Source organism: Ligilactobacillus ruminis ATCC 27782 (assembly GCF_000224985.1).
Taxonomy (GTDB): Bacteria; Bacillota; Bacilli; order Lactobacillales; family Lactobacillaceae; genus Ligilactobacillus; species Ligilactobacillus ruminis.
In genome coordinates, this window is record NC_015975.1 from 1,652,297 (window position 1) to 1,671,861 (window position 19,565).

21 protein-coding genes are annotated in these 19,565 nt (G+C 44.8%); 1 reads left to right on the forward strand and 20 read right to left on the reverse strand.

What is annotated here, in order from left to right; all coding sequences use genetic code 11:
• Window positions 1-12: 12 nt before the first annotated feature.
• The 19 genes from fliP to LRC_RS08435 all read right to left on the reverse strand — a co-directional run bounded on the left by fliP (window position 13) and on the right by LRC_RS08435 (window position 16,713).
• Entirely contained in the window at window positions 13-819 is an 807-nt protein-coding gene (gene fliP / locus LRC_RS08345; RefSeq protein WP_014073989.1) for a flagellar type III secretion system pore protein FliP, read from the reverse strand.
• Window positions 819-1,163: a flagellar biosynthetic protein FliO gene (locus LRC_RS08350; RefSeq protein WP_014073990.1), complete on the reverse strand. Its 345-nt coding sequence runs from the start codon at window positions 1,161-1,163 to the stop codon at window positions 819-821. The genes fliP and LRC_RS08350 overlap by 1 nt, the downstream gene beginning before the upstream one ends.
• Before the next feature lie 117 nt (window positions 1,164-1,280).
• Window positions 1,281-1,823, reverse strand: a complete 543-nt coding sequence (locus tag LRC_RS08355) for a flagellar basal body-associated FliL family protein (protein WP_041820099.1) — start codon at window positions 1,821-1,823, stop codon at window positions 1,281-1,283.
• Window positions 1,816-2,073, reverse strand: coding sequence for a flagellar FlbD family protein (locus tag LRC_RS08360; RefSeq protein WP_014073992.1), 258 nt, complete (start codon window positions 2,071-2,073; stop codon window positions 1,816-1,818). The genes LRC_RS08355 and LRC_RS08360 overlap by 8 nt, the downstream gene beginning before the upstream one ends.
• Before the next feature lie 30 nt (window positions 2,074-2,103).
• Window positions 2,104-3,009 (reverse strand): flagellar hook-basal body complex protein, encoded by a 906-nt coding sequence (locus LRC_RS08365; RefSeq protein WP_014073993.1) that lies wholly within the window; start codon window positions 3,007-3,009, stop codon window positions 2,104-2,106.
• Between the two features lie 78 nt (window positions 3,010-3,087).
• Entirely contained in the window at window positions 3,088-3,441 is a 354-nt protein-coding gene (locus tag LRC_RS08370) for a flagellar protein (RefSeq protein WP_041820101.1), read from the reverse strand.
• On the reverse strand, window positions 3,442-3,915 hold the full coding sequence (locus LRC_RS08375; protein WP_014073995.1) for a flagellar hook capping FlgD N-terminal domain-containing protein: 474 nt from the start codon (window positions 3,913-3,915) through the stop codon (window positions 3,442-3,444).
• Between the two features lie 14 nt (window positions 3,916-3,929).
• Entirely contained in the window at window positions 3,930-5,303 is a 1,374-nt protein-coding gene (locus tag LRC_RS08380) for a flagellar hook-length control protein FliK (RefSeq protein ID WP_225354884.1), read from the reverse strand.
• A 29-nt stretch (window positions 5,304-5,332) separates the two neighbouring features.
• Window positions 5,333-5,758 (reverse strand): flagellar export protein FliJ, encoded by a 426-nt coding sequence (gene fliJ / locus LRC_RS08385; RefSeq protein ID WP_014073997.1) that lies wholly within the window; start codon window positions 5,756-5,758, stop codon window positions 5,333-5,335.
• 27 nt (window positions 5,759-5,785) lie between these two features.
• Window positions 5,786-7,141, reverse strand: a complete 1,356-nt coding sequence (gene fliI / locus LRC_RS08390; protein ID WP_014073998.1) for a flagellar protein export ATPase FliI — start codon at window positions 7,139-7,141, stop codon at window positions 5,786-5,788.
• On the reverse strand, window positions 7,128-7,886 hold the full coding sequence (locus LRC_RS08395; RefSeq protein ID WP_014073999.1) for a FliH/SctL family protein: 759 nt from the start codon (window positions 7,884-7,886) through the stop codon (window positions 7,128-7,130). Before LRC_RS08395 ends, fliI begins: the two co-directional genes overlap by 14 nt.
• Window positions 7,870-8,874, reverse strand: a complete 1,005-nt coding sequence (gene fliG / locus LRC_RS08400; protein WP_014074000.1) for a flagellar motor switch protein FliG — start codon at window positions 8,872-8,874, stop codon at window positions 7,870-7,872. Before fliG ends, LRC_RS08395 begins: the two co-directional genes overlap by 17 nt.
• A gap of 19 nt (window positions 8,875-8,893) precedes the next feature.
• Window positions 8,894-10,504: a flagellar basal-body MS-ring/collar protein FliF gene (gene fliF / locus LRC_RS08405; protein ID WP_014074001.1), complete on the reverse strand. Its 1,611-nt coding sequence runs from the start codon at window positions 10,502-10,504 to the stop codon at window positions 8,894-8,896.
• Between the two features lie 24 nt (window positions 10,505-10,528).
• A complete protein-coding gene (gene fliE, locus LRC_RS08410; protein ID WP_014074002.1) occupies window positions 10,529-10,843 on the reverse strand; it encodes a flagellar hook-basal body complex protein FliE in 315 nt (104 codons plus the stop codon).
• A gap of 15 nt (window positions 10,844-10,858) precedes the next feature.
• The gene (gene flgC, locus LRC_RS08415; RefSeq protein ID WP_014074003.1) at window positions 10,859-11,278 is read right to left on the reverse strand and encodes a flagellar basal body rod protein FlgC; all 420 of its coding nucleotides are present in this window, start codon (window positions 11,276-11,278) and stop codon (window positions 10,859-10,861) included.
• 12 nt (window positions 11,279-11,290) lie between these two features.
• Window positions 11,291-11,656: a flagellar basal body rod protein FlgB gene (gene flgB / locus LRC_RS08420; RefSeq protein WP_014074004.1), complete on the reverse strand. Its 366-nt coding sequence runs from the start codon at window positions 11,654-11,656 to the stop codon at window positions 11,291-11,293.
• A gap of 818 nt (window positions 11,657-12,474) precedes the next feature.
• Window positions 12,475-13,278 carry an OmpA/MotB family protein gene (locus tag LRC_RS08425; protein WP_014074006.1) on the reverse strand — a complete coding sequence of 268 codons (804 nt, stop codon included), beginning with the start codon at window positions 13,276-13,278 and terminating at the stop codon, window positions 12,475-12,477.
• Between the two features lie 11 nt (window positions 13,279-13,289).
• Window positions 13,290-14,057 carry a MotA/TolQ/ExbB proton channel family protein gene (locus LRC_RS08430; protein WP_014074007.1) on the reverse strand — a complete coding sequence of 256 codons (768 nt, stop codon included), beginning with the start codon at window positions 14,055-14,057 and terminating at the stop codon, window positions 13,290-13,292.
• Window positions 14,058-14,607: 550 nt separating this feature from the next.
• Window positions 14,608-16,713 carry a methyl-accepting chemotaxis protein gene (locus LRC_RS08435; RefSeq protein ID WP_041820103.1) on the reverse strand — a complete coding sequence of 702 codons (2,106 nt, stop codon included), beginning with the start codon at window positions 16,711-16,713 and terminating at the stop codon, window positions 14,608-14,610.
• A 200-nt stretch (window positions 16,714-16,913) separates the two neighbouring features.
• Here LRC_RS08435 and rbsR point away from each other — a divergent pair, with 200 nt between their 5' ends.
• On the forward strand, window positions 16,914-17,921 hold the full coding sequence (gene rbsR, locus LRC_RS08440; RefSeq protein WP_014074009.1) for a ribose utilization transcriptional repressor RbsR: 1,008 nt from the start codon (window positions 16,914-16,916) through the stop codon (window positions 17,919-17,921).
• A 723-nt stretch (window positions 17,922-18,644) separates the two neighbouring features.
• Here rbsR and LRC_RS08450 read toward each other — a convergent pair.
• Window positions 18,645-19,208 (reverse strand): hypothetical protein, encoded by a 564-nt coding sequence (locus LRC_RS08450; RefSeq protein ID WP_041820109.1) that lies wholly within the window; start codon window positions 19,206-19,208, stop codon window positions 18,645-18,647.
• Window positions 19,209-19,565 lie beyond the last annotated feature (357 nt).

A 19,565-nucleotide genomic window follows, 5' to 3' on the forward strand; every position in this document is an offset into this window, starting at 1 on the left:
TTGCCTGCCCCCTTAATTGAAACTTTGAACGAGCGATTCGACCAAAAGGTACCAACCGTCGACCAAAACAAACAGCAAAATCTTGAACGGAAGCGAAATCATGACCGGGGACAACATGATCATCCCCATCGACATCAGGACGCTAGCCACGACCAGGTCGATGATCATAAACGGTATGAACAGCAAAAAGCCGATGCTGAATGCGGTTTTCAACTCGCTTAAGATAAATGCCGGTGCCATTACCGTAAACGGAATGTCCTTATATGTACGATATTTGATCTTCTTTCGTTCGTTTTTTTGATCCAGATCTTTGAACAGCTTGACGTCTTTTTTGTTGGCCTGCTTATACATGAATTCCTTCATGCGGTTTTCAGACCTGTCGAACACTTCTTGCTGAGTAATCTTGTTTTCATTGTATGGCTGAATCGCATTATGATAAATATCGTTATAGACGGGGCGCATCGTAAACAGCGTCAAGAACAGCGCCAGCCCGATCAGAACCTGATTGGGAGGATTTTGCTGAGTTCCAAGCGATGACCTGACAAACGACAAGACGACGATGATTCGCGTAAACGAAGTCGTCATGATCAAGATCAGCGGAATGATCGACAACAGCGTCATGATGACGAACGTATCGACAATCTTGCTCGATGAGCCCTGATTATTTCCGTTAATCAGCTTATTGACCGTATTCGTCACGTCGCTCGTGCTCACTGCGGCAACGTGGTCAGGCATCCTGACCACGATCAAAAAACAGGCCATCATTCCGAAAAGTACCAGTGCCGCAATTTTGATATTCTTTTTATTGAACTTCATCATTACTTCCTCTTTGCTTTCTCGAAAATTTTTTTGAAGTTTTCAGCCATTTCGAGCTGCCTTTCTTCATTTTGCCTGTTTTCCTGAATCAGCTTTTCTGCTTCTTCCTTTGACAATTCCCTTATGATCTTGTTTTCCTGTTCCGAAAAACTCATCACGTAATATTTATCGATAATCAACACGATTGCCAAAGATGACGATTTCGTGACCGCAATCTTTTTCATGACGCGAAAATTTTCATTCGCCTGACTTGTGAAGCGATTCAGATACTTCAGCGTCAAAACGATCAGCAATAAAACCGCCGCCAATCCGGCAATCATTTTGACCAAGGCCAAAATCCCGTCCATACAACAAAACCTCCAACTAACTGACGCGGACTAAACCGCAGAATTCATTAATTGAGTGTATTTTACATAATGCTTAAAACTCAATCAACAGAATTACATCTAACTTTTTAAGAAGTTTTATTGAACAACCAAATCCGTTACGTAAACCTGAATTGCCAGCGTTTCGCCGAGCTCTTCGTTGATTCCGTCTTTTAATTCGTTCTTCAAAGCCGTTACGCTACCGGAATTGCTCAAAATATCCGTGGCCTTTTTCTTCTTCATGACATTGATAACGGCGTCACGAATCACAGCCATGTTTTTCTTGGCTTCAGCGGCCTTGTCGCCATTTTCGACCAAGATTGAAATCTTCAGGCGCGCATACTGCGTATTGGCCGAATCGTCCGTTGCAAGGTTGACAACGAACTTCGGCACGCTGACCAGTTTTTCGTCATCGGAAATCTTGCCTGTTCCGGCGTTGCGCTTGACGGAAGAACCTGCCTGTTCGGTCTTAGGCGCAAGGAAATGCGTTGCGAGAACCGTACCACCGACACTGCCGCAAATCGTCAAGATCACGATCAAAGGAATCAGGATTCCCCACTTTGGACCTTTTTTAACTTCTGTTTCTTCAATTGCCGCAGGCTTTTTTGTCTTTGCCTTTGGTGCTTCTTTTTTATTATCCATTTTCACCCAACTCTCTATCGTTTTCTGAGGATTTGTAGTCATCCTCCGTTGCATTTGCGTCTAACAATCCGCTAAAAACAAGGCGGCGATATGCAGTGATTTTTTCAACCGCTTCTTTTGCGGTATTTTTGACGACGATCGGCGTCCCGTCCGTCAAAGTAATCACCGTGTCCGGTCGTTCGTCGATTCTGACGATCATGTCCGGATTGAGATAAAATTTTTCGCCGCTCCATGCTGTTAATTCAATCACGCTACCACTCACTTTTTATTCATTTCGCAATTAGTGCTTCAGGTTCAGCAACTCCTGCAACATTTCGTCCGAAGTCGTAATACTGCGCGAGTTTGCCTGGTATGCACGACTTGCGATGATCATTTGCGAGAACTGATCGGCCAAATCGACGTTTGACATTTCCAAAAATCCTGATTCCAAAGTACCGGTACCGCCAAGACCTGGAGTTGCAAAGTTCGGATCGCCCGAGTTGTTCGTGACGGAGAAGTTGTTGCTGCCTGATTTTTGCAAACCGGACGGGTTGTTAAACTTGGCAAGTTCAATCTTGCCCATTGCATAGCGCGTATCACCGTATTTTGCAACGACAAGACCTGAATTATCGATCGTGACTGATTCGAAACGCTGACCGTTGACCTTTTCAGGAATATTGATGTCAGCGAGATTTGAACCCGTAGCGTTCGGATTACCGAAATAGTTTTCACTCTTGAAATTGTTGTCCATAGGGGCAGGGATGTTTCCCTTTGTCGGTTGCCCCTTGACGTGATAACCATTGGAGTTGACTAACAACCCTTGGCTGTCGCGCTTGAAGGCACCGTCACGCGTGTAGTATGTCACGGCATCGGAATCGGCCGTTGCTTCCTTGCGCACGACGAAGTAGCCTTCGCCTCGAATGTAAAGGTCCATGTCCTGACCGGTAGATTCCATGTTGCCACGGCCCGTCATCGTATCAATGGCACCTGTCTGCATCCCAAGTCCGACCTGCTTGCCGTTGACACCGCCAAGGCCCAAGCCGGGCTCTGAGGCTGACGTCGTATTTTGGCTGACCATGTCTTGGAATAAAACACGACCTGCTTTGAAACCGTGCGTATTAACATTTGAAACGTTGTTGGCGATAACGTCCATTTGAGTCTGAAAACCTTTCATGCCGCTAACGCCTGAGTAAAGAGATCTTAACATTTAAAAATTCCTCCTGTTAAATGATTGCATCTTTTTCAGTCGTTCAAAAGATGCAGCAGCTTCCTTTCGGTCCGGCTGCTATTTGATAAACTTGGTACTGTCGATGTTCGTGACAGTCCCGATTTCGTTCATGTCCATCGCCGTAATAATCGTTCTGTTCTGAACGTTTGCGATGAGTCCCATATCTTTGTACAAGAGCAAAGACTCCCGACTTCCTTTTTCTTGAAGCTCAGAGACTGCTTTTGAAATTTGAACATAATCGTCATCCGCAAGATTTAATTTTCTGGCACTCATTCTCTTTTGAGCGTGATTAGAAATTTTCAATTGCGCTTTTTCAAGTTCATTTCCAAAATCTTGCTGATTCCTCTTTTTTTGCGCCTGGATCGTTGCGTGATTTTGATTTTCCAAGCCAACTTGGGAAATGCGCATCATTTATTCACCAACCCCGCTAAGAGAACTCATGTCATAATACTTGCCGTTGACGCTGATCTGAGCAAACCCGTTTTTGAACGAAACGCGTTCGACCTTGCCGGTAAAAGGCTGATTCTTCTCATCAACCATGTCAACCGTTTTGCCGATCAATGAAAATGCCTGTTGCTGTTGTGAAATCATCATTGCCGTCGTAACGGTCTTGTTCAGCTCATTTAAAGTTTCCATCGTTGAAAATTGAGCCATCTGCGAAATGTAGTCAGTCCCGCTTGAACCTGACGATGACGAATCGCCGGAAATCGAAGGATTGCTCATAGCAGTCGAAATAATTTTCAAGAAGTCGTCAATCTTGATCGTCGAGTTGTTGTTCCCGATGTTTTTTAACGTCTGGGAATTAGCCGCACCGGCAACCGCCTTGGAAACGTCGGCCGTTCTCAACGCTTGACTGATGGCCGTATTGTTAACTACTTCTGTCATCTCTTTCTCCTTTCCTATGCCAAAATGCTGATCGTGCTCGTCGGCACTTGTTCTTTTTTGTCCTCGTCTTCCTGCTTTGTCTCAAGAACCGGGGCTTTGCGATAGCCGTTGACCGTTCTCATCTGACGCATGCCGTTTTGATTGAACTGTTGAGATCCGTTTTGATTCGAATTCAGCAGACTGCTCGTATCCTGTTCAAATTGCGGCGCCTTCGTCACGGTTTCAGGCTGATCGGCTTTTTGAAGATTGAAACTTTGCGTTGTGCGCTGCGTCGCGTTGACCTCTGCATTTTTCAAAATCTGCTCAAGCTTGCCTGTAACCGACTGCAGCAGCTGTTTTGCCTGATCGGTTTGAACGTTGAACTTGAGCGAAATGCCCTGCTCGCTGACGTGCATCACGATGCGCACGTTTCCGAGCTTGGCCGGTGTCAGCTGCAACGTGATCGTTTTGAGTCCGCCGTTTGGGGCGACCGACGTCGAAACTTTTTCAACGATCGGCTGAGCGAGTTTTTCAGCTGCTCTCGTTGTCGCAACGTTCATCTTAGCTGAAAATGCAGCCTTCGTATCTGCTGGGGCTGTTTGAATCGCCTGTGCCTGATTGTTGAGCGTTGCAAGCTCGTTCAAATCGACCTTCGCATCGCTTGCTTGAGTCTCAACGTTTTGAACCGTGCCGACCTCTTCGACTTTGACGGTCGATTGAGTCTGTTGCGGCTGATTCGTCGCTTGCTGAACCTGATTTTGACTCGTCTGCTGAGTCTGTGCGACGCTTGTGGTCTGAACCGCTTGCGTTTGCTCCCGAGACGTTTGAACATTGTCTTTTGTTTGAACGTCAACGGTTTGCCCATTCTGTGTCGTTGCAGCGGACGCTTGCTTTTTTTCGTCTGCATTTTCCGACGGCTGCGCTTGAGCTTCGTCAGTTTGAACATCAATCGTGACCGTTTGCTGAATCGTTGCCAACTTTTGATTGGAATCCGATTTCGAAACTTCTGAAACCGTCACTGCATCAGACGGTTGGTTTTCAGTCACTGAAGGCTTCACGTCAGTTTCAGAAATTGCTTTGACTTCTTGTACCTGGACCGGCTGAATCTCAGCCTGAACAGTCGCAGTTTGATCTTTTTCCGTTTGCTTTTCATCAGACTGCTGATCTTTGACCGCAACTTTTTTGTCATCGGCATCTTGCTTGGAATTGTCGGAAACTTTTTTCCCGTCATCTTTTCCGTCATTGTTTTGATCGGCATTTTCTTGATTGACTTTTGCCTGCGTTTTCGACTTGCTCTTGTTGACAAGCTTGCTGAATTCGTTTTTGTCGCTTGCTTTGACTGTTTTTTGCGATGTGATTGAAACGGATTCGACCGTGACTGAACCGACGTTCGGCATTACCTTTTCCATTTTTTCACCTCCCTTCAATTTCATGATTCTTACGCCATTTTATACTTGGGGCGATTGGCCATCTCATCAAGTTGTTTTTGTTCTTCATGATTTGCTTCAAGCTGATAGTCTTCTTTTTGCTTATCGCGCAGCTTTTCCAAGACTTTGCGCTCTTTTTGCGCTTCGACGTATTCGTTCAAAGCTTTTTGATGTTCGGCATGAAGATCTCTCAAACGGCTCTGTGCCGCCATTATTTCATTATCAAGCTCGGCCAGATACCTTCTTTGCACTTGAAGTCTGCCAAGATTGAATTCGCGAACGTCCATCATATCGCGTTTTTCATGACCAAGCTCAACGATTTCCTGTTCGGTCTGATTGATTATCCTTTGAACGTTTGCAAATTTGGCCTTTGCCTGATCTTCCAGCGTCATTCGATACTCCAAAACTCTTTGCAAAGAAAATTGAAATTTCTTCATTTAAAAATGCCCCTCTCCTTTGGCTTGTCAGCCGGACCATTGCCCGCTCGGAACTTCTTCAAACAACCCGTGCAATCTGCTTTCCGTTTCTTCAAAACTCGAATATTCTTCAACGCGCTGCTTCAAAAAATCTTCAATCGGCACGTGCAGCGAGACCGCGTAATCAATCACTGCATTCGACCCTTTCTTGTAGGCCCCAATATCGATCAGATCCTTTGAATCGTTGTAAACGCCCATGTTTTCGCGTAACTCGCCGGCATCTTTCGTATGTTCTTCCGAAACGAGCTCCTTCATCAGACGACTCAGACTGACTTGGACGTCGATTGCCGGATAGTGATTTTGCGAAGCGATTTTTCTTGAAAGAACGATGTGTCCGTCCAAGATACCGCGAACGGCATCGGCAATCGGCTCGTTCATGTCGTCACCTTCGACCAGCACCGTATAAAATGCAGTGATCGAACCTTTCTCAGACATCCCGCTTCGTTCCAAAAGCTTTGGCAATTCAGCAAACACTGACGGCGTATAGCCTTTGGTTGTCGGCGGCTCACCGGTCGAAAGCCCGATTTCGCGCTGTGCCATCGCAAAGCGAGTCACGGAATCCATCATCAACACGACTTTTTTGCCCTGATCCCTGAAATATTCAGCAATTGCAGTTGCCGTATGCGCGCCTTTTAATCTGACAAGCGGCGGCGTATCGGACGTTGCGCAAACCACAACCGATTTGGCGTAGCCTTCTTTTCCCAAATCTTTTTCAATAAATTCCATCACTTCGCGACCACGTTCACCGATCAGTCCGATCACGATCACGTCTGCCTGACAATATCTCGCAATCATCCCAAGCAAAGTACTTTTGCCAACACCCGAGCCGGCAAAGATGCCCATGCGCTGACCTTCGCCAACGGTCAAGAGTCCGTCAATCGTTCTGACCCCGGTCGGCATGACGTTTGAAATCCGCTTTCTTCTGAAAGGATCCGGTGAATCTTGAATAACGGGATAATCGACCAGCTTGTCGGTATCGATGTCCGAATCGTCAAGTGGTCTGCCCAAGCCGTCAAGCGTGTGACCCAAAAGCTGAGGTCCGACTCTGACCTGCAGAGTCTTGCCTGTCGGTTTGACGACGCACCCTGGTCCGATTCCTTCAAGTTCGTCCAAAGGCATCAAAAGCACCGTTTCTTTAACGAAGCCGACAACCTCTGCCAAAGCGACCTTGTCAGAACCTTTGATGGCCACTTCGCAGATTTCACCGACGAACACGCTGAGTCCTTCAGCCTTAATGACCAATCCGACGACTTCGCTGACTTTGCCATAAGTCGTATAAAATTTGTGATGTTCGGCTTGATATAAGTAATCTTCGGCCGAAAAACTCAAATCAATCATGCTCATTCTGCTCACCCAAACTCTTTAAGAACTTTTCCAAATCTTCTTTGATATCAACCGTGATAAACGACTCGTTTGACTCGATTTTCACCGTGTACGGCTCAAGGCCTTCATCTTCCAACACCGAATAACGCAGATTCGGAACTTCTTTGTGCATTTTGTCCAACCGATCAATCAACGGCTGCTTGTAGCAAGCGTTTGCTCTGACGATAATCATTTCATCAGGTTTTTCCAGTTCAATGAAGACGGGAGCCAAAATGTTGGTAATCGTCGAAGCATCGACATCAAGCTGCTTTTTGATCAGAATCTCCGCTAGCTTGATCGCAAACTTTCGCAAATCTTCTTCTTTTTCTTTGGCGAACTTTTGACAATCTTCATTTGCCTGATTCAAATTGCTTTTTTCCTGCTCGATGACTTTTTGCGCAATCTTCAATCCCGCTTGATAACCATCCTGGTAGCCTGATTGCTGACCGTCGTCATAGCCTTTTTTTTGAGCATCTTCTCTAATTTGTTCAGCCTCTGCATTTGCCTTCGCGATGATCTCTTGTTCCATCTGCTCAAGCTTTTTGCGATGCTCTTCACGTTCTTTGGCAAGTTTTCTTTCCGTCCGACTGATCAGGAGCTGTTCTTCATTTGGCAAATTGTCCTCAGGTTCTTTTTTCTCAACAATCTTCGTGACGATTTCCTTTTCTTCTCCTTTGGTTACGGACGATAATTTGACTATGCTGCCTCTTTTACTTGACCACTGCATCTTGCTCGCCTCTTCCGATGTAAATCTCTCCTGCATCGTCTAAGCGACGGATAACTGCAACGACTTTTTGCTGTGCCTCTTCGACGGACGACAAACGAACCGGTCCCATGTACTCGAGATCTTCTCTGATGTTGTCGGCTGCACGTGTCGACAGGTTCTTGAAAATGAACTCTTTGATATCTTCTGCAGAACCTTTGAGCGCAAGTTCCAAAACGTCGTTAGGCACATCGCGCAAGACCTTTTGCACGTCGCGACCTTCCAACGTGATAATGTCGTCGAACGTGAAGAGGTTGGCCTTGACTTCTGCGCCAAGTTCTGGCTGACGTTTTTCCAAATCGTCGATAATATTCTTTTCCGTGCTGCGACTTGCAGAGTTGAGAATATTGACCAACGCGTTGACGCCGCCGACCTTTTCCGTTTCGGATTCGTCGAAGCTCGTGAACTTGCTTTTCATTACACGTTCGATTGCCTTGATGACCCAAGGCGACGTTGATGAAATCGATCCGATTCGCTCTGCAACTTCTGCTTGAAGCTCTGTCGGAAGCTCCGCCAAAACGCTTGCCGCCTTATCCGGCTGAAGATAGCACATGATCAGCGCGATCGTTTGCGGCTGTTCTTCAAGCAAAAGATTCAGCAGCTGCTTTTCATCAGCCTTGCGCGCGATGTCGAACGGACGCTCGCGCAGCTGAATCTGATTCAAAACATCGATGACTTCTTTTGCTTTTTGCGGTCCCAACGCCTGATTGAGCAAGTTTCTGGCGTATTCAATCCCGCCGTCAAGCACGTATTGACGTGCCTGAGCAGTGTTGACGAATTCGTTCATTACCTCATCGCGTTCTTCGGGAGAAACGTAATCGGTGTTGGCGATTTCGTAACTGACCTGCTGAATCATTGATTCAGGAAGTTGCTTCATGATTTTTGAAGAAGTTTCCGAGCCAAGTGCAATCATTAAGATTGCTGCCCTTTTTATTCCGCTTAATTCTGCCATTTACTCAAAACACCCCAATCTACTGCTTTTTCCCTTTTCCGCCTTCCTTGACCCATGCTGAAATCAAGTCAGCAACGACATCAGGATGCTTCGTAGCGTATTCTTTTGCCCTTTGTTCGGTTGAAACGGCGATTTTACGCTTGGTTTCTGTTTCTTTTCTTTGACGTTCCTGTTCTGCCAAAATTTCCGGATCGAGTTCCTCAGCGCCTTCTTTTGCCTCCTCCTCTTCTTCTCCTTCATCGGTTACGTCAACGTCATAATCATCATCATAGTATTCTTCTTCCTCTTCAGCCAAACGACGGCGGCGACGGATTACGAGGAAAATGATCGTTCCAAGCGTAAGAACGCCTGCTGCAATCAATGCTCCAATCAATACCCAGTTCGTCTTCTTGGCCGGTTTCTTGGCAACCGTCTTCTTCGTCGACTTCGCTCTTGCAAAGTTGACTGCCTGAACGGAAACGGTATCACCGCGCTGCTTGTCGTACCCGAGAGCTCCTTGAATCAGCTTGCGGATGTTTTTGGAATCTCCTGCCGAAAGGTCCCCGTTGATGACGACTGAGCTCGTCATACGGTTGATCGATCCCGGTGCATTGATGATCTTCGTCGTCTCAGTATTCAGCTCGTTGTTGACCGTTCTGTTGTACGAAGCATTGTCATTGTTGGCATCGCCAGTAACGTTATCAACGTTGTCGTTTACCTGACCGGTTTGTGCCTGCTTGATTTCGGCCTGCTTGCCGCTTGCCTGAACGTTTTCGCTTCTGATCTGAGGATTGCTGTAATTCGTAATCTTCTTTTCCACTGCGTCAAAATTCAGATCAACGTTTACGGAGGCCTTGACTTTGCCCTTGCCGACAACCGGTTCGATCAAGCCCGTAATCTTCTTTTCCATCTGTTTTTCATACTGACTCTTGAGTTTCATGTACTTGCTTGTCGCGCTGGAACTGTCGGAATCATCGTCTTCTTCATTTTTATTCAAAATTTTTCCGGTCTGATCGACGACTTTGACGTTCTTTTTGTCAAGTCCCTGAACCGCACCGGTCGTCAAAGCAACGATTCCCTGAACCGCATCCTTCGAAATCGAAGTCCCCTTAAGCGTTAATACGATTGATGCCTTGGCTTTTTTTGAAGTCGAATTGTCAAACACGTTGTCTGATTTTGGAATCGTCAAATTGACTTTTGCCTTGTCAACGTCATCCAAAGCAGCAATCGATTTTTCCAATTCTCCTGTCAAAGCCCTTTGATACATGATTTTGCGATCTTCATCAGTCGTCATCATGTTCGCCGAGTCAAACAGCTCAAACCCTTTTGAACTGCTTGGAAGCTTGTTGTCGACGGCCAGATTGATTCGATACTGATCGACCTTCGTCTTGTCGACCATGATCGTTTTGCCGTCGTCTGCCAGCTTATATTTGATGTTTTGCGAATCAAGATCCTGAGAAATCGTCCCAGCGTCTGCTTCGCTCAAATTTGAAAACAGCACGCTGTATTCAACGCGCGTGTTCATGTAGTAAACCGTGCCGATTATCGCAAAAAGGCTGATGATTCCAAGAACGATGGCAATCTTGACAAGGCGGCTTAATTCACTCCATTTTGCCTTCAAGGCTTCTAAAGCGTCCTTTACTTTATCCACTTGATTTTAACCCCCTGCTACTAACTAAAACTGCATGTTCTTGATATCGTTGTATGCTTCAATCACCTTGTTGCGCACCTGGACTGCGGTTTCCAATGATAATTGAGCTTCCGTCATGTTGATCATGACTTTTCCCAAATCGCTTTCGGTTCCGGAAATCATTCCGTTCGTTCCCTGATCCAGGGTGTTCATGTTGCTGTTCAAGCCTGCAATGGCTTTTTCAAGAACCGATCCAAAAGACTTTGCATCAGTTTTTGATATTTGATTTTGTCCATCAGACAATCCGGTAATCTTGGACAACTGATTCTGATAGTTCCCTAATCCTGAAATTGAATTCATAGCTTATCTCCTAAATTAGTCCTTTGAAATCTCAAGTGCTTTCTTCAAAATGTTCTTGTTTGCTTCAGTTGACGAAACGTTTGCTTCATAAGTACGCATCGCTTGAATCATGTCGACCATTTCATCAGCCATGTTGACGTTTGGCATTTCAACGTATCCGTTTGCGTCAGCATCTGGATTCGTCGGATCATACGTCAATTTGGTCGTATTGTCTTCAGCAATGTTCGTTACCTTGACGCCTGCACTTGTAATCTTGTTCGTTCCTTGAGCCTGGCGAAGATTTTCGGAAAACTCAACCTTTTTTTTCTTATAGGGACCGCCCTCGGCCGTTCTTGTCGTATTAACGTTTGCAATGTTTGTTGATGCCACGTCAAGTTTCATTCTTTCAAGCGAAAGTCCGCTTGCGTTGATCTGAAGTCCGTTAAAAATACTCATAATCTACTCCCCTCAGTGATTAATTACATAATTCATCATTTTATATCGTCCGTTCAGTTGAGAAGTAATCGCACTGTAATACAAACCGTTTTGTGCTTGATTTACCATTTCGGTATCAACGTCAACGTTATTTCCGTTCTTTTGAAATCCAGTATTGCGAGATGTGATGTAAGGACCGCTCGTTCCACCGATTTGCATGTGATTCTTATGAGTTTCCGTCAGATTCAGATTGCCCATCGCTTGACTCAGCTGACTTTCGAAAACGACGCGTTTTGCCTTGTAATTTGGCGTATTGACATTTGCGATATTGTTTGAAATAAGCTCTGAACGCGTTTGCGATACGTCCATTGCCGTTTTTAACAAGTTGTATGTATCCATTTTCTATCCCCTCCTCAATCAGAATACGAAAAAAGCCAAGCAATTGCCTAACGTTGACTGCATCCAGCTTATTCAATTGCAACTAACTGCTTAAACTGACTATTTTCTTACTTTATAGTTAAATTATGACATAGCGATTATAAATTCATTCGTCTATTGCTTGAAATATTACCTAAAATAATTATATTTAAAATTATTTTTTTTGTTAATTTAGTGAATTTTGTTCGATTTTTAAAAACAATAATTTCAAAAAAAATCCACACATTTATTATATCGAGACCGATCGCAGCATTTTCATCTCTTTTCGGTTCAATTTAGTTGTGTTGCAAACGTTTCAATATAGGCTTTCTTCACTGTATTTTGCCATAAGCTGCATTTCTCGTTTCTTTCATATTTTTAATGATACGAATAGTTTTTGTTATGCTTGTCCAACAATATTCAAATGAATTGATATTCACTCATCTCAAAAAAACGATTGCTTCAAAAAGCGGCTGGAAAAAACTCTGTCGCAAATTGAAAAAACGGATCAGTTTTGCATACATGACGCTTGCTATGGTGGAAATAACCCGAAATAGCTTGGTACGCTGATTTATCAGGCCCCGCATTTGGCAAAATTACGGACACATCGATGAAAATGAGTTTTCTGTCCGTAAATGTCCTGCTCCAAAAAAGGCGATTACGGACAAAATGGTCAAAAATGGCCGTTTGTCCGTAAATTTGAATGAGATCTTTGATAGATTGGTTGAGCAGCACTGCACTTAAAAAAGCCGGACAAAAGCAATCGCAAATCGACCGCCTTCGTTCGGCATTTCGTTTGATTAACTGTTTATTTTTCGAATTATAATCTCAACGCGACGGTTTTGCGCCTTGCCCTCGTCAGTATCGTTTGAGGCTTTGGGCTTATTTTCGGCATAAGCCTGAACGGAAACGTTGCTTTCGCTGATGGCGCCTTTTGAGACGAAGTAGCGCATCACGGTTACGGCACGAGCGGAACTTAATTCCCAGTTTGATGCGTACTTGCTTCGTTTTGAAACCGGAACGTTGTCGGTATAGCCGGCAACGATGACGGGATTGCTGCTGACCTGCTTAAGATCCGGAACAAGCTTGTCCAACATTTGCTTGACCGCATCGGAAAGATCTGCCGAACCCGAATTGAACATAATGCTTGAATCAAGATTCAAGTGCACGCCGTCGCTCTCATAGCTGACGGTCGTATTGCCGGCACGTCCGGTATTTTGGATGTCTTGCTTAAGTTTTTCAGCAACTTCTTTTAACTGCTGCCGTTCTTGAACACGCGCCTGCTGTTTGCTGAGACTGTTTTGAACGCGCTGCTCGCTTGCCGCGGCCTGATTTTTGGTCGAGGCGGATGATGCGCCCTTGCCCTTCGCGGCTGTTTCACCCATGTCAATCACGTTGTCAACGGCTGAATCGTTCTTGATCGGGTTAAGCGACATGACTTGACTGAATTCGTTTTTCAAAGCATTGAATTTGTTCGAATCAACGTTGGACATGGCAGAAACAACGATGAACAGACCCAGCAGCAAGGTCAGCATGTCCGAATACGGCAGAAGCCAAGCTTCACTGGCCTCTTCTTCTTTTCGTTCTTTCTTTCTTCTAGCCACGTGCTCCCCTCCTATTCTTCAGAAACTTTGCGCTTTTCTGGCGGAATTTGAGCGTAAAGCTTTTGTTCGATAACTTTTGCGGAATGTCCCGCCTGAATGTCCATGACGCCTTCGATAATCAGCGTCTTAAGCAAAACTTCTTCTTCGTTTTTGGCTTCCAAACGCGTTGCGAACGGAATCATGACCAAATAACCCATGAAGATACCAAAGATCGTCGCAACAAAGGCCGAAGCAATCATCGGTCCTAATTTGTTGATGTCGGAAAGATTGCCCAGGGCACCGATCAGACCGATTGCGGCACCCATAACGCCCAATGTCGGCGACGTTGCACCGGCTGTTTTGAACAAGCCCGACATGCGGTGATGTCTCGTTTCCATCGCATCAACTTCTGATTCCATCAAATCTCTGATCTGTTCTGCCTCGGCCCCGTCAACGACGAGCTCCAGACCTTGTTTCATAAAAGGATCGTCAAGTTCGTTAACAGGTGCTTCAAGAGCAAGCAGTCCTTCGCGACGAGCAATGTTTGAAAGTTCGACCATTTTCTCGATTGTCCCGTTCAAATCAGGCTCTTCATTTGACATCAACACTTTCATGACCTTCGGAAGTCGCTTGATGTCCGCCATCGTATAAGAAGACAAAACAGCAGCAATCATACCGCCAAAGATGATTACGGCAACTTCACCGTTCAAAAGCATCGCTATGCTGGCACCCTTCAAAATCAGGGCCATCACGATACAGATTGCTCCAAGAACAAGCCCTATTATCAAAAATATATCCATTTCGTTCCCTCCGTAACTAACTGCTATATATGTACACATCTGTTATATCGGTAAAATATGTTTAAAATTAAGCCGTCCGATTAAGATGTATAGTTGACCTTTTTGAGAGTAATTCTTGAATATTTATGAAAATGCGAGGGACAGCACTACATTTGACAATGATTTGAAGATGTGGCCGGTTAGTTCGGAAAGTGCAGAGCGCTCGTTGGTGAAAGCAGGACAAAACATCCAATAGTCTACCGCCGCCTCCGAATTCGGACCGCACGGATCCGAAAGTAGACAAAAAACTGGGTGAATGCCTCTTTTTTGTCTACCTGCCCCTCAAAATCCGGATCGCACGGATCCAGAAGCAAAACAAAATCTCCAAAATTTGGAAAAATGTTCTACCGCAAAGGCAAAACTCAAACCACGCTGGAAAAAAGCTCCAACATCCCGGCGAACGCTGCTAAGTCGTAGCCATCAATTGACGCGGCAGCACGCACGATCTGCATTTGACAAAAAAGAGGATCTTCCCCCTCATCTCTTCCGGGAAAAATCCTCATGCTAAATATTACTTGAAAAGTTTCGAATGCTTGGCCAGCTCATCAGCCGTATCGCTCAGTTCGCTAATTGCGACTGCAAGTTCTGACATCGAAGCCGAAACTTCTTCCGCATTTGCGGAAACTTGTTCCGTTCCTGCAGCATTTTCTTCAGACGAAGCTGAAATTTTGTCGAGGCTTTCGCTTACCTTGGTTTCGATTTCGTTTAACGAATCATTGCTGTGCTTGATTCGCTCAGATGTTGAAATAAGCTGCTCGGTATTCTTGTAAACGGCCTCCGTCGACTTGATTGCAGAATCAATCAGTTGCGTCTGGCGCTTGCCGACTTCTTTTGAAATTTCGACTTCATCCGACAAGCGATCCGACTTCTGTTTGATTTCTTCAATGATACCGACAATCTGATTGGTCGACTCCTTGCTTCTGACCGCAAGCTTTCTGATTTCCTGTGCAACGACCGCAAATCCCTTGCCGGAATCACCGGCACTTTCCGCTTCAATGGATGCGTTCAAAGCCAACAGGTTGATCTGGCGCGAAACTTCATTGATTACGCCGATAACCTGCGTGATGTTTTGAATGCTGTCACTCAAATTCTGCATCTCGTTAACGAGGCGTTCCGTTTGTTCTTGCGAGCTGTCCCAGTTGGTGCTTACTTCGGTCATCGTTGCCATGTTTTGCTGATTCAAAGAAGCCGTCTGTGTCGAAACGTTGTCCAACACGTCGACGTCCTTTGCAAGCTCATTGGCAATTCTTGAAAGTTCTTTCATCTGCTCATCGCCATGAACGGTTTCCCGCGCCTGGTTCTCGGTGACGCTTGCCACGTCAGTGATTGTTTGCGACACTTCGTCAACTGCGCTTGCCGTCTGTTCAGAAGTTTCGCGCAGTTTCTCGGCATTTTTAGCCGTCTTGACGGCACTTGATTTCACGCTTTCGGTCAATGCAGAGATTGCATCGATCATTTCGTTGTAAGCAAGCGACATCTCATTTAATTCGCTGCGATCTTTTCTTGGCTCAACTGCCATTTTGGCAACCCTGGCCTGAAGACCGTTTCCAAAATCATCCGTGTTAATACGTTCCAAATAACCGTCCTTGCCGCTATTGAATGCTTCCGTAAAACCGCCGAGCATGATTTTGACTGCCTCGATCACAAACATCGATGCAAGCACAACCAACACGACCATCACGATCGAAACAATCAAAGATGTCGTGGCAAGCTTGCCCAATTCTGCGCTGAGGTCGTTTTGAGGAACAAACGCAAAGGCCCATGCCTGACTGTTTGCACCGCCCTTGTTGTAGTAGATTTCGGAAACTCCCTTGATTCCTGAAACCTTCAAAGTCCCTTTCGTTCCCTTTGCTGCCTTGATTTTCTTGTACACATCGCTTGATGAAATATCCTGGCCCTTCTTGTACATTTCTTTCGTATCGCAAGACTTGGTTCCCATTACGGCCCCTTGCTTTGAAATCATGGCAATCGTCCCTTTTTTACCAACGTTCAAAGGCCCGATGGCAGCTTCGACCTCGTCATATTCGACACGCAATGCCAAAACACCGCGCTGATTGCCGCTGTTTTCAACTGCGCCTGACACGATCGAATAATACTGTCCGGTTGATTCGTCATATTCCGGTTTCGTCCAGTAGACGTTGGACGTGTCGCTCATGGCACCTCGATACCAATCCTGAGTTCTAGGATCGATTTTTTCCGACAAGCTGTTCAATGCGTAAAGCTTTCCGCTTTGCGTTCCGAAATAGACGTTAGAATAAACGTCGTCTCCGGAAAATGAAGTCTTCATCGTATCAAGTATCTTATTTCCCGTGAATTTTCCCTGCGTAAATCCAGAGAGCGAAGTTCCGGCATTGACCTTTGCTTCAGCATCGGATGCGATGTCTGACAACGTTTTTTCCATCACTTGAGCAGCCGTTTCTTTGGAAAGCCGGTTGCGCTCATTCAACAGATGCTTAGTCTGAATATATGATGACGAAAACATCACAACGATCGACAACAATGCTGCGATAATCATAAATAACCCCACAAATCGTCCTAATGATTTGCGATGCTCCTTTTTCTTGCTGCTTTCGACTTTGCCCTTTTTTTTAAACAATGTATGTATGTTTTTTTTCAATTCTCATTCCTCCGCAAGATGCATATATTCTTAACAATCGGATGTTTTACCTAGTTTTAAACAGATAAATAGTATAATTTTCCAAAACATCTTAAAACATCATAAAAATATGATATAATGTTAACTATATGGGGTACAATTTATCAGCTTTACTGTATTTCATTCGGATTTAATCAAAGTTATGAGAAGGATTTTTTGCCATGACCAACAGAGTTACGATCAGGGACGTCGCACGTTACGCTGACGTTTCAATGTCAACCGTTTCGCAGATTTTAAACGGAAAAGCCAACCGTTTTTCGAACGATACGCGCCAAAAAGTACTTTATGCGCGTGATGCTTTGGGCTACGTTCCTGACTTCAATGCGCGAAATTTGATTACTAATTCGGTCAAAACCATCGGCGTGATCGTTCCTGACATTGGCAATCCGTTCTTCAGCACGTTCATCAAAAGCATCGAGTTTTTGGCAATGGAACAAAACTGCATCTCGCTGATTCTGAGCTCAAACGACAATCAGGAACTCGAGCGCAAGCACCTTGAACAACTGATCAATCGCTCAATCGACGGCATCATCATTGCCAGTCCTTCGATTGGACAGACCGAAATTGACAATCAGCTGAAGAAAAACCGCATTCCATATCTTCTGATCGATCAAAATCCGATTGCAGACGGCGATCGCGTCATGACGGACGATTTTAACGGTGCCGAGCTTGCCGTCAATCATCTCGCTCAATTGGGTCATCGCAAAATTGCCATGATTATGGCAAAGAAGCCTTCGGACAACCTCAAGCGAAGGTTTTTAGGGTACAAGCAGGCACTTAATTCAAACGGGCTTGAGTTTGACGAAAAGCTCGTCATTTCGACCGAGATGAGCAAAATCGGCGGGATGAACGCTGCAAACAAGCTGATCAAAACTGATGCCACCGCCGTTTTGACGGTCAACGACGAGGTAGCCATCGGACTTTATCACGGGTTGAATCTTTTAGGCAAAAGCGTTCCGGACGACTACTCGGTCGTCGGCTACGACAACATTGACCTTGACGAATATCTTGCACCGCCTTTGACTTCGATTTCTCAGCCGATTCATGAGCTTGGCGCAACTGTTTTTAAAAAACTCATCGAACGCATCAAGAACCCTGATCTGCCGCAAACCGAGATCATGCTTCCGGTCAAACTGGTTAAGCGCAACAGCACAAAAAAATTATCTTAGAATTTTTAAAAATGCAGAGCACGAGGCAACGACTTGCTTGAAAAATCCGCGCTTTTTTTTGCGCGGATTTTTTCGTCTCATTTTTTGGAAAATTCAGCTAAAGCAAGATGAACGTGCAGCGTGTTGGGGCTTTTTACGGGCAATTCCCTGGTTTCGTCATTTTGCCCGTAACCGCACGCATTGTTTTACGGGCAATTCCCTGTTTTCGATGTTTTGCCCGTAACCGCCCGTCTTGTTTTACGGGCAAATCCCTGGTTTCGTCATTTTGCCCGTAACCTCCCGTCTTGTTTTACGGGCAAATCCCTGTTTTCGTCATTTTGCCCGTAACTGCCCGTCTTGTTTTACGGGCAAATCCCTGTTTTCGTCATTTTGCCCGTAACCTCCCGCATTGTTTTACGGGCAAATCCCTGTTTTCGTCATTTTGCCCGTAACCGCTCCCATTGTTTTACGGGCAATTCCCTGTTTTCGATGTTTTGCCCGTAACCGCACGCATTGTTTTACGGGCAATTCCCTGTTTTCGTCATTTTGCCCGTAACCGCCCCCATTGTTTTACGGGCAAATTCCTGTTTTCCACGTTTTGCCCGTAACCGCACGCATTTTTTACGGACATAACAACACTGCCATCCACTGCAGCAAAAAGTCCACGCACCCACACAAAAAAAGCCCGGACAAAATGTCCAGACTTCATTTTATATTCAAAAGTACAAAATACGCTCTGCATTTTTATTGATCATCATAATTATCCAGTGAAAAATTCCACGCAATTTTCTTGATCAAGTCAATACTGAGAGGTTTTATCGCCGTTTCAAAAGTTACAAATGGGGTTATCCCACTAAGTATATATTTTCTATACTTTTCAACGCATTTGTTAGCATATTTAGGATTATCAATCATCCCAAAATGTTCCCAATAAACTATACGATTACGATTAAGATCGTAAATCGTATAATCAGGATAGACCTTGCCATATCTTCCAAGATCTAACGGCTTTTCATATTGATTTAAAACATTCGAGTTCTCCAAAACATCGCCTATCATCATCTCCGATTTGGAGCGAACTCTTCTTCCATCGCTTGTCAAAAACACAGGATAACCCAAAGGAAATCCTAGTCCTTCGTACTTCTCATTTCTAATACGCTCAATCAACTGCTCCTTGGTTTCGGTCACAGGACTAATCATCTTTTGAATCCGCGAATCGAAATCATTATAGATATCATCAAAATCTTTATCACTGTCAAATTTCAAAAATGACTTGGTAGCCTTGAGCCTTTTCTCATTAGCCTTCATGCATTTTTCATCATAATTTTTTTGCAATAACGATGCAACTATCTCAGAATCTCTAGCTAGATACGTTTTATTTCCGAAGTCATCCCGAATGTAATACTGCAACTTTCCATGAGAATTAGAAGTGTAGACATGACCATCAGGCGCGCCTCGCGAGTCTTCCCTCCAAAATGGCGGCTAACTGTCGTCTTTTTTCAAATTCTTCCGACATACGACGATGGATTGCATCCATATGATTTCCTCCCTTTTTTTAAAATTACTTAACTTTAACATTTATTTCGATTTTTTTCAATTGTTTTTAATATAAAATACAGTGCACGTACTACCTATATTTTTGGAACAACAACCCGTAACCGCACG

Bases quoted from the DNA above. Each gene is read 5' to 3' on its own strand.
- fliP (WP_014073989.1), bottom strand. From the start codon at position 819: ATGATGAAGTTCAATAAAAAGAATATCAAAATTGCGGCACTGGTACTT.
- LRC_RS08350 (WP_014073990.1), bottom strand. From the start codon at position 1,163: ATGGACGGGATTTTGGCCTTGGTCAAAATGATTGCCGGATTGGCGGCG.
- LRC_RS08355 (WP_041820099.1), bottom strand. From the start codon at position 1,823: ATGGATAATAAAAAAGAAGCACCAAAGGCAAAGACAAAAAAGCCTGCG.
- LRC_RS08365 (WP_014073993.1), bottom strand. From the start codon at position 3,009: ATGTTAAGATCTCTTTACTCAGGCGTTAGCGGCATGAAAGGTTTTCAG.
- LRC_RS08370 (WP_041820101.1), bottom strand. From the start codon at position 3,441: ATGATGCGCATTTCCCAAGTTGGCTTGGAAAATCAAAATCACGCAACG.
- LRC_RS08375 (WP_014073995.1), bottom strand. From the start codon at position 3,915: ATGACAGAAGTAGTTAACAATACGGCCATCAGTCAAGCGTTGAGAACG.
- LRC_RS08380 (WP_225354884.1), bottom strand. From the start codon at position 5,303: ATGGAAAAGGTAATGCCGAACGTCGGTTCAGTCACGGTCGAATCCGTT.
- fliJ (WP_014073997.1), bottom strand. From the start codon at position 5,758: ATGAAGAAATTTCAATTTTCTTTGCAAAGAGTTTTGGAGTATCGAATG.
- fliI (WP_014073998.1), bottom strand. From the start codon at position 7,141: ATGAGCATGATTGATTTGAGTTTTTCGGCCGAAGATTACTTATATCAA.
- LRC_RS08395 (WP_014073999.1), bottom strand. From the start codon at position 7,886: ATGCAGTGGTCAAGTAAAAGAGGCAGCATAGTCAAATTATCGTCCGTA.
- fliG (WP_014074000.1), bottom strand. From the start codon at position 8,874: ATGGCAGAATTAAGCGGAATAAAAAGGGCAGCAATCTTAATGATTGCA.
- fliE (WP_014074002.1), bottom strand. From the start codon at position 10,843: ATGAATTCAATTTCAGGATTAGGGAACTATCAGAATCAGTTGTCCAAG.
- flgC (WP_014074003.1), bottom strand. From the start codon at position 11,278: ATGAGTATTTTTAACGGACTTCAGATCAACGCAAGCGGACTTTCGCTT.
- flgB (WP_014074004.1), bottom strand. From the start codon at position 11,656: ATGGATACATACAACTTGTTAAAAACGGCAATGGACGTATCGCAAACG.
- LRC_RS08430 (WP_014074007.1), bottom strand. From the start codon at position 14,057: ATGGATATATTTTTGATAATAGGGCTTGTTCTTGGAGCAATCTGTATC.
- rbsR (WP_014074009.1), top strand. From the start codon at position 16,914: ATGACCAACAGAGTTACGATCAGGGACGTCGCACGTTACGCTGACGTT.
- LRC_RS08450 (WP_041820109.1), bottom strand. From the start codon at position 19,208: ATGAAGGCTAATGAGAAAAGGCTCAAGGCTACCAAGTCATTTTTGAAA.